Raw genomic sequence first — 13,049 nt, forward strand, 5'->3', positions numbered from 1 at the left:
TCCCAGAACCCGGCGGTGTCAGGCGGCCGGGTTGGTAGTGATCTGGCCGGAGCCGCTGTCCTTGAGCCAGGTCGACCAGCTCAGGTTGTAGTCCGCGTAGCCGTTGTCACCGGCGGCCTTGCCGCGCGGCGAGCCGGAGATCGTGATCGGGTCGCCCTGCTTGATGAAGTTGTAGAACCACTTCGCGTCCGCGAGGGAGAGGTGGACGCAGCCGTGCGAGCCGTAGCTGTGCCCCGGGTACGGGTCGCCGGTGGAGTAGTGCACGTAGGTGCCCGAGGTCGTCAGGTGCACGTCCCACGGCAGCGTCAGGTCGTAGTAGTCGGGGCTGGACTTGTTGCAGCTGATCCCGACGCTGCACGAGGTCATCCGGACCTCCTTCGCCTTGTCGATGACGGCCATCGTGCCGTCCCACGACGGGAAGGACGGGCTGCCCGCGTCGATCGGGAAGGTCTTCACCACGGTGCCGTTGTGCGTCACCTTCATGCTGTGGCCCTTGACGGAGACGCTCGCCTCGTCGTCGTCGCCGATGGTGAAGCTGTGGACGTAGGAGTGCGTGCCGTAGCGGCCGTTGCCGTTCGGGACGTTCTTCAGCTCCGCGTCCAGGGTGACCTTCGTGCCCGGCTTCCAGTAGGTCTCGGGCCGGAAGTCGACCCGGGTGCTGCTGAACCAGTGCCAGGCACCGGTGGTCGGCACCGAGGTGGATATCTTCATCGCCTTCTCGACGCCGGCGCGCGCCGAGGTCGCCACCGGGTTGGAGAAGACCACCGATATCGGCATCGCCACGCCGACGGTGGTGCCCGTCTGCGGCGTGATCGTGTCCAGCAGCATCGCCGGACCGAGCGGCTTGGGCGTGGTCGGCTTCGGGCTGGCGGTCGTCGCCGAGGCCGATGAGCCCGCCTTGGCGTCGTCCTTCGGCGGTGTCGAAGCGGACGAATTCCCACCGCACGCGCTCGTGCCGGCGAGCACCGCGCCTGCCACGAGGGCGATCCCCATACTGGTCCTGACCCGACCCATGTACCTGTACTCCGCTCATATCACTGCACCGGCTGCGACTACAACGGTAAGACTCCTCGGCGATCACTGCGGTTCCGGCCCTCGGTAAAACGGATGCCAAGCTTTCGAACCGACCCCGGACAGTGACGAGATGACGGCCGCGCTCACCTACCGTGCCGGTGGCGGGGCGGTCGCGCCACCATGGGCATGCTGGCCCCACCCCGAGACACCTGCTGCCGGTAGTGAGGTCAGCGGCCTGCGGACGGCACAGTCTGCGGTGGGCACCGCGAGCCGCGGTCCCCCTTTCGGAACAGCTGCGACGGGGAGTTCGGATCATGACCCATCTCACACGGCGGAACTTACTGCGGGGTTCGGGCGCGGCGGCACTCGGCGGCTTCACCGCGCTCGGCGCCCCGGGACTGCCGGGGCTGCCCGGCGCGCAGCAGGCCCGGGCGGCCGGCCGGGCCGCGCGCCTCGACCCGTACCCCTTCCTGCACGGCGCGTTCGCCCCCGTCACCGAGGAGGTGACCGCCTTCGACCTGCCGGTCACCGGCCGCATCCCGCACGACCTGGACGGCCGCTACCTGCGAACGGGCCCCAACGTGCTGGGACTTGAGGACCCGCGCGCCCACCACTGGATGCTCGGCGAGGGCATGGTGCACGGCGTGCGGCTGCGCGGCGGCCGCGCCGAGTGGTACCGCAACCGCTGGATCAGGTCCGCGGCCGTCGCCGCGAAGCTCGGCGAGCCCTACCCCTGGCAGGCCCCCGGCGACGACTTCGCGAACAACACCCATGTCTTCCCCTACAAGGGACGGGTGCTGGCCGCACAGGAGAGCGGCCCGATGCCGTACGTGCTGGGCGAGGAACTGGACACCCGCGGCCCCTACGACTTCGGCGGCACCCTCAGCGGCGCCTTCACCGCGCACACCAAGTACGACGAACAGGCCGACGAACTGCACGCGATCACGTACTACCCGACCTGGGACCACGTCCGGCACCTGGTCGTCGACCACACCGGCCGGGTGGCGCGCACCACCCGCATCCCCGTCTCGGACAGCCCGATGATGCACGACTTCGCCCTCACCGAGCACTACGTGGTCGTCTTCGACACCCCGGTGGTCTTCGACGCCGCGGCCGCGCAGGCCGGCGCCCTGGTGCCGTACACCTGGAACGACGAGCACCCCTCCCGGGTCGGGGTGCTGCCGCGCGCGGGCGGCCCGGTGCGCTGGTTCGCGGCGGACCCGCAGACGTACTACTCGCACACCCTCAACGCCTACGACGACGGGGCCACCGTCACCGTGGACTTCACCAGCATGCCGACGCCCTTCCTGCCCGGCGGCCGAGGCTGCGACGGGCCCTCCGCGGTGGGCACGCCCCGGCTGGACCGCTGGACGATCGACCTCGCCCACGGCCGGCTGCACACCCGGCGCACCGACGACCGCCCCCAGGAGTTCCCGCGGGTCCGGGAGTCCCTGGTCTCCCGCCGCCACCGCTACGGGTACGCCGCCTGCGCGGGGGAGATGTGGCGCGCCTACGAGGCGGTGGACGGCGTCGCGCCGGACCGCGTGTTCGGCAACGCGCTGCTCAAGCACGACCTGCTGCGGGGCACCACCGAGGTGCACCGCTTCCCGAAGAACTCGCCGGCGAGCGAGGCGGTGTTCGTGCCGTCGGCCGGCGGCAGCCGCTCCGAGGACGACGGGTACGCCCTGGCCTACGTGCACGACCCCGGCCGGGGCGCCGCGGACCTGGTGATCCTGGCGGCACAGGACTTCGGCGGGCAGCCGCTGGCCCGCGTCCACCTGCCCGGGCGGGTGCCGCTCGGCTTCCACGGCAGCTGGGTCGCGGCCTGAGGCGCCGCCGCGCCCCCTGGAGAGCGGGGGGCGCGGCGCCGGGGGCCGGGGACGACCGCGGGAAGCGGCCGGCCGTCACAGGAACTTGAGGATGTCCTCCACCCGCTCCTTCGCGTCGCCGAAGAGCATCTGGCTGTTCTCCCGGAAGAACAGCGGGTTCTGCACCCCGGCGTACCCGGTGTTCATGGACCGCTTGAAGACCACCACGTTCTCCGCCTCCCACACCCGCAGCACCGGCATGCCCGCGATCGGGCTCGCCGGGTCCTCGGCCGCGGCCGGGTTCACCGTGTCGTTGGCGCCGATCACCAGCACCACGCCGGTCTGCGCGAGGTCGTCGTTGATCTCGTCCATCTCCAGGACGATGTCGTAGGGCACCTTCGCCTCGGCGAGCAGCACGTTCATGTGCCCCGGCAGCCGCCCGGCCACCGGGTGGATGCCGAAGCGCACCTCCACCCCGCGCTCGCGCAGCCGCCGGGTGAGGTCGGCGACCGGGTACTGCGCCTGCGCGACCGCCATGCCGTAGCCGGGGGTGATCACCACCGAGGAGGCGTCGCGCAGCAGTTCCGCGGTGTCCTCGGCGCTGATCTCGCGGTGCTCGCCGTACTCGCGGTCGTCCGAGGCCGGCGCCTCCATGCCGAAGCCGCCGGCGATCACCGACAGGAACGAGCGGTTCATCGCGGTGCACATGATGTAGGACAGGTACGCACCGGAGGAGCCGACCAGCGCGCCGGTCACGATCAGCAGGTTGTTGTCGAGCAGGAAGCCGGACGCGGCCGCCGCCCAGCCGGAGTAGCTGTTGAGCATCGAGACCACCACCGGCATGTCGCCGCCGCCGATGGACGCCACCAGGTGCAGGCCGAGCGCCAGGGCGACCGCGGTCACCGCGATCAGCAGCCCGACGTCCGGCGACGCCACGAACGCGGCGGTCAGCCCCACGAACGCCACGAGCGCGCCCACGTTGAGGTAGTTGCGGCCCGGCAGCATCAGCGGGCTGGACCTGATCCGCGCCGACAGCTTCAGGAAGGCGACGATCGAACCGGTGAAGGTGACCGCGCCGATGAAGATCCCGATGAACACCTCGGCGTGGTGGATGCCGAGCAGGTCGTGCGCGATCTCGGTCTGCCGGCCGCCCTTGGCCTCCACTTCGAGGTAGCCGTTCCAGCCGACGAGGACCGCGGCCAGGCCGACGAAGCTGTGCAGGATCGCGATGAGTTCCGGCATCCCGGTCATCTCGACCCGGCGGGCCCGCCACAGGCCGATGCCCGCGCCGACCACCATGGCGGCGGCCAGCAGGCCGATCCCGGTGGCGGCGATGCTGCGCGAGGCCAGCCCGATGGTCGCGGCGAGCGCGATCGCCATCCCGGAGATGCCGAAGACCACCCCGGAGCGGGACGTCTCGTGCTTGGAGAGCCCGGCCAGGCTCAGGATGAACAGCAGTGCGGCGACGATGTAGGCCGCCTGCGCGGCGGTCGATGCAGTCATCGCGCATCAGTCCTTGGAGAACATGCCGAGCATGCGGCGGGTCACGGCGAAGCCGCCGAAGATGTTGATCGACGCCAGCAGGATCGCCACGAACGACAGCACGGTGACCGCGGTGTGGGCGTGGCCGATCTGGAGCAGCGCGCCGACCACGATGATCCCGGAGATCGCGTTGGTCACCGACATCAGCGGGGTGTGCAGCGCGTGGTGCACATGCCCGATCACGTAGTAGCCGATCACGATGGCCAGCACGAACACCGTGAGGTTGCCGATGAGCTGGGCCGGGGCGAAGCCGGCGAGCAGGAACAGCACGGCCGCGACCGCGCCGACCGCGGTGTAGCGGCGGCCCGCGGTGAGCGGCTGTTTGCCCCGTCCCGCGGGCGGGGCCGGCGGTGGCGCGGCGCCGGCCGCGGGCGCGGGCGCCGCCGAGACCTGCACCGGGGGCGGCGGCCAGGTCTTCTCGCCGTCGCGCACCACCGTCACCGAGCGCTGCACCACGTCGTCGAAGTCCAGCACCAGCTGCCCGTCCTTGCCGGGGGTGAGCAGCTTCAGCAGGTTGACCAGGTTGGTGCCGTACAGCTGGGACGCCTGGGTCGGCAGCCGCCCGGCCAGGTCGGTGTAGCCCACGAGGGAGACCTGGTTGGCGGTGGTGACGACCTGTCCGGCGACCGTGCCGGCCACGTTGCCGCCCTGCGCGGCCGCCATGTCGATGATCACGCTGCCCGGCCGCATGCTCGCCACCATCTCCTCGGTGATCAGCAGTGGCGCCGGGCGGCCGGGGATGAGCGCGGTGGTGATGATGATGTCGACGTCCGCGGCCTGCTGGGCGTAGAGCGCGGCCGCGCGGGCGTTGTAGTCGTCCGACATCTCCTTCGCGTAGCCGGTGGCGCTGACCTCGGCCTCCACCGACTCCACCGACAGGTACTCGCCGCCCAGCGACCTGACCTGGTCGGCGACCTCCGGCCGCGGGTCGGTGGCGCGCACCACGGCGCCGAGGCTGCCCGCCGCGCCGATCGCGGCGAGCCCGGCCACCCCCGCCCCGGCCACCAGGACCTTCGCCGGCGGCACCTTGCCCGCCGCGGTGACCTGCCCGGTGAAGAACCGCCCGAACAGGTGGGCCGCCTCCACCACCGCCCGGTACCCGGCGATGTTCGCCATCGAGCTGAGCACGTCCAGCGACTGGGCCCGCGAGATACGCGGCACCGCGTCCATGGACAGCGCCGTCAATCGCCGCCCGGCGAGCGCGTCGACCAACTCCGGGTGGGTGGCCGGGGCGAGCAGTGCCACCAGTACGGCGCCGTCGCGCAGCAGCCCGATCTCCTCCGCCGTGGGCGCGTTGACCGCCAGCACCACGTCGGCGCCCCACGCCCGGGCCCGGTCGACGACCGCCGCGCCCGCCTCCTCGTACGCCTCGTCCGACAGGCTCGAGCCGGCTCCCGCACCGGCCGCCACGACCACGTCGTAGCCGAGTCCGCGAAGTTGTCTCACCGTTGCCGGGGTGGCCGCGACCCGGGTCTCCCCGGGTAGTGACTCCGCCACGACCCCTACGACACCCACTGGTTGCGCAGACTGACTCATCATGGTCCCTTCTGGCCCGGACGGGTTCGCTTACGCAGCCTGCCATGCATTACCAGGAGGGCCTTGTTCATTCGCGATCAGCGACATCGACTTGGTTACACCGGGAGCACACATCGGCCAGGTCACGCCGTCGGCCGGCACGTCGCGCCGCCGGCCGCGCCGGGGCGTCAGCGCTGTCAGGGGAGTGTCAGCCGGCGGCGCGCGCCGGGGGCCCTGTATCGGACGGCGCGGTGCGGGCGTTAGGATGCCGGGCAGGTCATTCGGGCAAGGGGCCCGGGAGTGGTTGCTGGGGGTTTGGCATGGTTGCCGGTCGGGTTGTTCGGTTCGACGGTGCGCGCGGTTACGGGTTCATCGCACCGGAAACCGGTGGTGAGGACGTCTTCCTGCACGTCAACGACCTGCTGATCCCGGAGTCGTTCGTACGCTCCGGTGTCGCGGTCGAGTTCGAGGTCGAGGACGGCGACCGGGGGCTCAAGGCGTCCTCCGTCCGCCTCGCGCACAACGCGGACGGGGTGCCCGGCGGCATCACCAGCTCGCGCGGCTCCGCGGTTTCCTCGGCGCCCCGCTCGTCCGGCAGCGTGGACCTCGACGACCCGATGTGCGACGTGCTGAGCGAGTTCGAGTACACCCGCGAGGTCACCGAGCTGCTGCTGAAGTCCGCGCCGTGGATGACCGGCGAGCAGATCGTGCAGGTCCGCCAGCAGTTGGCGCGCTTCGGCAAGGGCCACGGCTGGATCGAGGACTGACCCCTCCCGGGAGGCGCCCCGCGACCGCGGCGGCGACCTCCCGGCAGTCTGCTTTCGGCGGGAACCGGCACGTCCGGTTCCCGCCGAAACGCGTATCCGGGGCCGGCTCCTTGCCCCCAGCGCTGCGGTGCCGCGGGCAAGGGTCCGGCCCCGGCGGTCACTCCGCGATGCCGCGGGTGAGCAGCACCACCGTGACGAAGGTGCGGTACAGGCGGACCGGGTCCTCGTCGGTGAGGGTCACGGTGAGCGGATCGGCCGGGTCCGGCTCGACCCCGGTGATCCAGGTCGCCATCTCCGCCAGGTCGGGGTTGCGCATCCGCACGGTGAGGGTCGCGGGCAGCTCGATCGCCGGGAGGGACGCCGCACCGAGCGTCTCCACCGCGCGGCGCGCGGCCGTGCGGATCACCTCGCGCGCGTCCTCGGGGTGCAGGCTGTCGGCCGCGAACCGCGACACCGACGACTTCACCACCGCGCCCACCGCGTCCGGGCAGAAGGGCCGCAGCTCCGCCGCGGTGGTGTCGTCGCCGGTGACCAGCACCACCGGCACCCCGTGGCCGAGCGCCACCAGGGCGTTGATGCCGCTCTCGCCCGCGACCACGCCGTTGAGCCGCACCTCGGCGATCGCCGCCGGGTTGTAGGTGTGCGACAAGGTGGCGGGCGCCCCGGTCATCGAGCCGTGGTAGGAGACGAAGAAGACCGCGTCGAAGCTGCTGTCCAGACCCTGCATCATGTACAGCGGCTTGTGCCGCCCGGACAGGTAGCGGGCCCGCCCGGCCAGCGCGTCCGGGCGCAGGTTCGCCATCGTGGAGTGCGAGTCGTTGACGAGGAAGGCGCTCGCCCCGCCCGCCGCCGCCCCCTCGATCGCGGCGTTGACCTCCTCCTGGAGCAGCGTGCGGTAGTACGCGTACTCCGGCTGGCCGTGCCGGCACTGCGACCAGTCGACGACCCCGGCGGTCCCCTCCATGTCGGAGGACAGGAAGATCTTCACAGCGCTCTCCTCACAGCACGATCCGCGGCCGGAACTCCGGCTCGGTGGACGCGTCGGTCATCAGGCCGTAGACGCTGCCCTGCTGGCCGGCGGCGCCGCCGTGCCGCCCGTCCGGGGTCATCGCCAGCGCCCGCAGCTCCGCGCGGAAGTCGTCCGGCAGCGAGGCGGCGTCGGCCAGCGCGGCCCGGCACGCCTCGGCCGGCTCCTGCCCGGCCGAGATCAGCTCCACGATGGTGCGGGCGGTGCCGCCGCGCATGCTCAGCTCGCCGCGGCCGGTGCAGGCCGCGCCCCCGGCCCGCAGGTCGCACCAGTTCCCGGCGCCGGGCAGCGCCGAGTCGCCCACCCGGCCCGGGTACTTGTACGGGTAGCCGGAGGTGGACACGCCCACGCACATCTCGCCGGTGGCGTCGAGCGCGATGATGTTGATGGTGCCCCACGGGCCGTCGTGCGGCGCGAGCCGGCGGATCAGCGCGAGGGCGCTCTCCCGGTAGCGGGCGTCGCCGTCGGTGGCGGCGGTGTTCTCGCCCTCCACCGACTCGCGGGAGTCGGCGACCTGCTTGCGCCACAGCTCGCGTGACTCGTCGGTGATCAGCTCCGCGGTGGTGAAGCCGCACTCCTCGGCGAACAGGGCGGCGCCCTCGCCGACCAGCAGGCTGTGCTGCGGCAGCTTCTCCAGGACCGCGCGGGCCACCGAGATCGGGTTCGGGTAGCCCTTCAGCGCGCCCACGGCGCCGAAGCGCCGGCCGGAGCCGATCATCAAGGAGGCGTCCAACTCCACCTCGCCGCGCGCGTTGGGCAGTCCGGCGGTGCCGACGTAGTGGTCCGCCGGATTGTCCTCGCAGCGCCGCATCGCCGCCTCCACGGCGTCCAGTGCCGAGCCGCCGCGGCGCAGCACCTCCATGCCCGTCGCCAGCCCCGCCTCGCTGCGTTCGCTGCCGATGATCGTCGCTTCCGCCACGTGTCCTCCCGATCCGTGTCCGCGGCTGTCCGCGGCTGTCCCCGCGGGCGCAGTGTCGCACCCCCTGACCTGCCCCGACCACCCGCCCCCGCCCCCGTACCTGCCCGCACCGGCCCGCCCGGCAGCCCGCCCGGGCGCCCACCGCACGCCCGCCCCCGGTCCGCACAACGCTTCTTGCGTCGATCAAGACGAATATTTCGTATCCTGCGCGCTCTATTGCCGTCCCGTGTCTGCCTCGTTACGATCCCGGCACCAGCCGCCGGGCCGGGCCGGGTCGCTCCGCTACCGCGCAACACGCCCCGGGGCTCAAGGAGTTGACGACCGATCGGAGGAGTCCGGATGGGTGTCACACGGAGGGTCTTCCTACAGGCCGCGGTGGCCGCCGGCGCGACCGGCACCGCCGTCCTGGCACAGCCCGCGGCCGCCGGCGCGGCGACGGCGGCGAGCGGCCCCGGCGACGTGGTCGGCAAGGTGACGGTCGGCTACCAGGGCTGGTTCGCCTGCATCGGCGACGGCGCGCCCATCGACACCTGGTGGCACTGGAGCGCGAACGGGTCGGCGGCGCCCTCCCCGTCGAACACCGGCATCGTCGCGTGGCCGGACGTCCGCGACTACACCCACACCTACCCCACCGGCTACGCGGCGCTCGGCAACGGGCTGCCCGCCGCGCTCTTCTCCTCCTACGACCAGCAGACCGTGGACACCCACTTCAGCTGGCTGAAGGAGAATGGCATCGACGCCGCCGCACTCCAGCGCTTCAACCCCAACGGCAGCGAGGGACCGACCCGCGACGCCATGGCGGTGAAGGTGCGCGCCGCCGCCGAGCAGTACGGCCGGAAGTTCTACATCATGTACGACGTCTCGGACTGGACCGCCATGCAGGCGGAGATCAAGACCGACTGGACCGCCAAGATGCGGGCCCACACGGCGAGTCCGGCGTACGCGGTGCAGAACGGCAAGCCGGTGGTGTGCGTGTGGGGCTTCGGGTTCGCCGACGACCAGCGGCCCTTCAGCGCCGACGCGTGCCTGGACGTCGTCAACTGGTTCAAGGCCCAGGGGTGCTACGTCATCGGCGGGGTGCCGACCTGGTGGCGCACCGGGGACCGCGACTCGCGGCCGGGCTTCTCGGACGTCTACCACGCCTTCGACATGCTCTCGCCCTGGATGGTCGGCCGGATCGGCAACGTCGCGGACGCCGACAACTTCTACAACGTCGCCACCGTGCCCGACCTCGCGGAGTGCGCGGCCCACGGCATCGACTACCAGCCCTGCGTGCTGCCTGGCGCGGTCACCCTGCGCCAGCGCGCCCACGGCGACTTCATGTGGCGCCAGTTCTACAACATGGTCCGGGCCGGGGTGCAGGGCGTCTACATCTCGATGTTCGACGAGTTCAACGAGGGCAACCAGATCGCCAAGACCGCCGAGAGCCAGCAGTGGGTGCCGGCGGACTCGGGGTTCCTCGCGCTCGACGAGGACGGCACGGCCTGCTCCGCGGACTACTACCTGCGGCTGACCGGCGACGGCGGCCGCATGCTCAAAGGGCAGCTCGCGCTCACCGCCACCCGCCCCACGCAGCCGGTGCCGGACGGGGGCAGCACACCCCCGGCGGGCGGGAACCTCGCGCTGCACCGCGCCACCGCGGAGAGCAGCCACACCCAGGACTACGTCTGCGCCCACGCCACCGACGGCGACCCGGCCTCCTACTGGGAGTCGGCCGACGGCGCCTTCCCGCAGTGGCTCCAGGTCGACCTCGGCGCGCCGGTCGCGGTGGGGCGGATCGTGCTGTCCCTGCCGCCCGCCGCCGCGTGGAGCGCCCGTACGCAGACGCTGTCGGTGCGGGGCAGCACCGACGGTACGGCGTTCACCCAGCTCGCCGGTGCCGCGGCGTATGCGTTCGACCCGGCCGCCGGCAACACCGCCACGCTCACGCTGCCGGCCGCGGCCACCACCCGCTACCTGCGGCTGGACTTCACCGCCAACACCGGCTGGCCGGCCGCGCAGGTGGGCGAGGTGGCGGTCTTCGCGAGCTGAGCCGGCCGCGGGGTCCTTTCCGAAGGGCCCCGCCGGGGATCAGCGCTTGCCGATCACCGCGAACATCAGCCACAGGAAGAACGCCATGAAGTGCGCCACCGCGACGTAGATCAGGACGCGCAGCACGACCGCGCGCTCCTTGTGCTTCTCGGTGCTGCTGGGCTCGGGCGTCACCACGAGGACGGGCACCGGTTCGGGTACGGGCGCGGCGGCCGGGGCGGGTGGCGCTGGCGGGGCCGGCGGCTGGTCCGGGCCCGGGCCGGACTGCTCGGGGCCGGGCTGTCCGGCTCCGGGCTGGACGCGCGGCTCGGCGGGGTTCGCGTTCATGAACGGCCTCCTCGGGGGGTGGCGGGCCCGTTCGGCACGACGCACAGCGCCGACGTCTCGCTCTGCATGAGGGTGTGGACGAAGAGCAGGTCGACGCCGTCCGGCCCGCCGGCCGCCAGCCGGTGCGGTACGAGCGAGTCGAAGTGCGCGGAGTCCCCGGCGCCGAGTGTGTGGTCGCGGTCGCCGAGGGAGAGTTCGAGCACCCCGGCGGTGACGTGCAGCCACTCCTCGCCGGGGTGCACCCGCACCAGGCCGCCCTGGGCGTGGGCGGGCACATGGACGCGCAGCGCCTGCATGGCCCGCCCGGTGCCGCCGGCCCGCCGGTAGGTCCAGCCCCCCGCGGGCACCGCGGCCATGGCGGCGCCGCGTACGATGGGGTCGGGCTCGGCGGCCGTCTCGCCCAGCAGGTCGGAGACGGTGGTGCCGTACAGGCGGGCGAGCCCGAGGAGCACCGGCAGCGACGGTTGCCGCAGGCCGGACTCCAGGCGGGACAGATGCGCTGCCGAGAGGCCGGCGCGGTGGGCCGCGGCCTCCAGGGTGAGACCGCCCGCGCGCCGGCGGTCACGCAGCCGCGGGGCCAGGGTCGGGGCGTCGGCACCGGCCGCGGGAGCGGCGTCGGGGGTGGCGGTCGCGGGGTCCATGCCTCCATGGAACAGCAGGATGTGCCTCACGGGCAAAAAACTTGCCCGTGAGGCAAAGGCGCTTCGGGTCGGGTCCGCGCGTCGGGCGGTCGGGGCAGGTCAGGCGGTGCCGCCCTCCGCCGCCCTCGCCACGCCGACCGGGGCACCGGCCTCCGCGGCCGTACGGCCGCCCGCCTCACCGCCGGGCGGCGGCGCGTCGTACACCCCGCCGTCGCGCCGGTCCCACAGCCGCAGCAGCGGCGTGGCCATCACCGTGGTCACCACCGCGACGACCACCAGCACCGTGAACATCGAGGGCGACACGATGCCCTCGGACAGGCCCACGTTGATCGCGATGAGCTGCATCAGGCCGCGGGCGTTCATCAGGGTGCCGATCCGCAGCGCGACCGCGGGCGGCTGCCCGCCCAGCCGGGCGGCGGCCCAGCACGCCGTGAACTTGCCGACGACCGCCGCGGCGGTGCAGCCCACCGCGAACAGCAGCAGCTTGGGGTCGCTGAGCAAACCGGTGTCGGTGTTGAGCCCCGAGTAGGTGAAGAACAGCGGCAGCAGTAGCGCCCGGCTGAGCGGCGCGGTCGCCTCGACGGTGCGGTCGATCCGCGGCGAGCGCGGGAAGGCGGCGCCGAGGCTGAACGCGCCGAACACCGCGTACAGGCCGACCCGGTCGGTGTACCAGGCGGCCAGGCAGAGCAGCAGCAGGACCGCGAGCAGGAGCTGCTCGTCGCCGATCCGCTCGGTGGCGGTCAGCAGCGGCTGCCGCAGCCGGATGAAAGCGGCCAGCAGGACGACCAGTCCGGCGGCGCCGACGGCGGCGAGCAGCACGGCGTGCGCGCTGCCGCGGGCGAGGCTGACCACGCCGGCGAGCATGATCCACGCGGCCACGTCGTCCATCGCGCCGGCCGCCAGCGAGATGGTGCCGAAGGACGTGCCGGACAGGCCGTTCTCGGTGATGATCCGCGCGAGCATCGGGAAGGCGGTGATCGCCAGGGTGACGCCGACGAACAGCACGGTGACGTGCAGCGGCACCCCGGGCGGCGAGGTGTCCACGGAGCCGTGCACCGCCCAGGTCAGCCCGGCGCCGAGCAGCAGCGGGGTCACGCTGCCCGCCGCGGAGATCAGCGCCGCCGACCGTGCGACCGGCTTGATCCGCTCCAGCCGGAAGTCGTAGCCGGACTGGAACATGAAGAGCACCAGGCCGAGTTGGCCGGTGACGTAGAGCATCGGGCGCAGGTCGGCGGGGAAGAGGTGGTGCTCCACGGAGGGCAGCACCAGCCCGAGGACCGACGGTCCGAGCAGCACGCCCGCGATCATCTCGGCGACGACCGGGGGTTGGCCGAGCGGCCGCAGCAGCAGCGCGACGAGCCGGCACAGCACCAGGATGACGACGACGGCCAGCAGGAAAGCGGTACCCAGTTCGGTGGTCGACATGGGGAACGGCCCTTCGGCGGGGACGGTGTGGGG

11 protein-coding genes are annotated in these 13,049 nt (G+C 72.7%); 3 read left to right on the top strand and 8 right to left on the bottom strand.

The window, feature by feature from the left end:
• Nucleotides 1–18 precede the first annotated feature (18 nt).
• Nucleotides 19–1,014: a L,D-transpeptidase gene (locus tag AC3EVP_RS31645; RefSeq protein ID WP_335976528.1), complete on the bottom strand. Its 996-nt coding sequence runs from the start codon at nt 1,012–1,014 to the stop codon at nt 19–21.
• Between the two features lie 314 nt (nt 1,015–1,328).
• Between AC3EVP_RS31645 and AC3EVP_RS31650 the strand changes: the two genes are divergently transcribed.
• The gene (locus tag AC3EVP_RS31650) at nt 1,329–2,843 is read left to right on the top strand and encodes a carotenoid oxygenase family protein (protein ID WP_435135864.1); all 1,515 of its coding nucleotides are present in this window, start codon (nt 1,329–1,331) and stop codon (nt 2,841–2,843) included.
• Nucleotides 2,844–2,918: 75 nt separating this feature from the next.
• Here the strand turns inward: AC3EVP_RS31650 and pntB are convergent, their stop codons facing one another.
• Both pntB and AC3EVP_RS31660 read right to left on the bottom strand, forming a co-directional pair.
• Entirely contained in the window at nt 2,919–4,325 is a 1,407-nt protein-coding gene (pntB, locus tag AC3EVP_RS31655; RefSeq protein ID WP_335976525.1) for a Re/Si-specific NAD(P)(+) transhydrogenase subunit beta, read from the bottom strand.
• 6 nt (nt 4,326–4,331) lie between these two features.
• Nucleotides 4,332–5,900: a Re/Si-specific NAD(P)(+) transhydrogenase subunit alpha gene (locus AC3EVP_RS31660; protein ID WP_435135917.1), complete on the bottom strand. Its 1,569-nt coding sequence runs from the start codon at nt 5,898–5,900 to the stop codon at nt 4,332–4,334.
• Between the two features lie 299 nt (nt 5,901–6,199).
• Here AC3EVP_RS31660 and AC3EVP_RS31665 point away from each other — a divergent pair, with 299 nt between their 5' ends.
• The gene (locus AC3EVP_RS31665) at nt 6,200–6,646 is read left to right on the top strand and encodes a cold-shock protein (protein WP_335976524.1); all 447 of its coding nucleotides are present in this window, start codon (nt 6,200–6,202) and stop codon (nt 6,644–6,646) included.
• Between the two features lie 157 nt (nt 6,647–6,803).
• Here AC3EVP_RS31665 and AC3EVP_RS31670 read toward each other — a convergent pair whose 3' ends face one another.
• Nucleotides 6,804–7,634, bottom strand: a complete 831-nt coding sequence (locus tag AC3EVP_RS31670) for a M55 family metallopeptidase (RefSeq protein ID WP_335976522.1) — start codon at nt 7,632–7,634, stop codon at nt 6,804–6,806.
• A gap of 10 nt (nt 7,635–7,644) precedes the next feature.
• Complete coding sequence (locus AC3EVP_RS31675; protein WP_335976520.1) at nt 7,645–8,592, bottom strand: glycosylasparaginase; 948 nt, start codon at nt 8,590–8,592, stop codon at nt 7,645–7,647.
• 339 nt (nt 8,593–8,931) lie between these two features.
• Here AC3EVP_RS31675 and AC3EVP_RS31680 point away from each other — a divergent pair, with 339 nt between their 5' ends.
• Nucleotides 8,932–10,623 (top strand): glycoside hydrolase family 99 protein, encoded by a 1,692-nt coding sequence (locus AC3EVP_RS31680; RefSeq protein ID WP_435135868.1) that lies wholly within the window; start codon nt 8,932–8,934, stop codon nt 10,621–10,623.
• A 39-nt stretch (nt 10,624–10,662) separates the two neighbouring features.
• On the opposite strand, the gene AC3EVP_RS31685 is transcribed toward AC3EVP_RS31680, so the two are convergent.
• The 3 genes from AC3EVP_RS31685 to AC3EVP_RS31695 all read right to left on the bottom strand — a co-directional run bounded on the left by AC3EVP_RS31685 (nt 10,663) and on the right by AC3EVP_RS31695 (nt 13,016).
• Nucleotides 10,663–10,950 carry a DUF6126 family protein gene (locus tag AC3EVP_RS31685; protein ID WP_435135870.1) on the bottom strand — a complete coding sequence of 96 codons (288 nt, stop codon included), beginning with the start codon at nt 10,948–10,950 and terminating at the stop codon, nt 10,663–10,665.
• Nucleotides 10,947–11,591, bottom strand: coding sequence for a helix-turn-helix domain-containing protein (locus AC3EVP_RS31690; protein WP_335976514.1), 645 nt, complete (start codon nt 11,589–11,591; stop codon nt 10,947–10,949). The genes AC3EVP_RS31685 and AC3EVP_RS31690 overlap by 4 nt, the downstream gene beginning before the upstream one ends.
• A gap of 99 nt (nt 11,592–11,690) precedes the next feature.
• On the bottom strand, nt 11,691–13,016 hold the full coding sequence (locus AC3EVP_RS31695; protein WP_435135872.1) for a cation:proton antiporter: 1,326 nt from the start codon (nt 13,014–13,016) through the stop codon (nt 11,691–11,693).
• Nucleotides 13,017–13,049: the final 33 nt, after the last annotated feature.

The organism is Actinacidiphila sp. bgisy144 (genome assembly GCF_057708105.1).

Bases quoted from the DNA above. Each gene is read 5' to 3' on its own strand.
- AC3EVP_RS31645 (WP_335976528.1), bottom strand. From the start codon at position 1,014: ATGGGTCGGGTCAGGACCAGTATGGGGATCGCCCTCGTGGCAGGCGCG.
- AC3EVP_RS31650 (WP_435135864.1), top strand. From the start codon at position 1,329: ATGACCCATCTCACACGGCGGAACTTACTGCGGGGTTCGGGCGCGGCG.
- pntB (WP_335976525.1), bottom strand. From the start codon at position 4,325: ATGACTGCATCGACCGCCGCGCAGGCGGCCTACATCGTCGCCGCACTG.
- AC3EVP_RS31660 (WP_435135917.1), bottom strand. From the start codon at position 5,900: ATGAGTCAGTCTGCGCAACCAGTGGGTGTCGTAGGGGTCGTGGCGGAG.
- AC3EVP_RS31665 (WP_335976524.1), top strand. From the start codon at position 6,200: ATGGTTGCCGGTCGGGTTGTTCGGTTCGACGGTGCGCGCGGTTACGGG.
- AC3EVP_RS31680 (WP_435135868.1), top strand. From the start codon at position 8,932: ATGGGTGTCACACGGAGGGTCTTCCTACAGGCCGCGGTGGCCGCCGGC.
- AC3EVP_RS31685 (WP_435135870.1), bottom strand. From the start codon at position 10,950: ATGAACGCGAACCCCGCCGAGCCGCGCGTCCAGCCCGGAGCCGGACAG.
- AC3EVP_RS31690 (WP_335976514.1), bottom strand. From the start codon at position 11,591: ATGGACCCCGCGACCGCCACCCCCGACGCCGCTCCCGCGGCCGGTGCC.
- AC3EVP_RS31695 (WP_435135872.1), bottom strand. From the start codon at position 13,016: ATGTCGACCACCGAACTGGGTACCGCTTTCCTGCTGGCCGTCGTCGTC.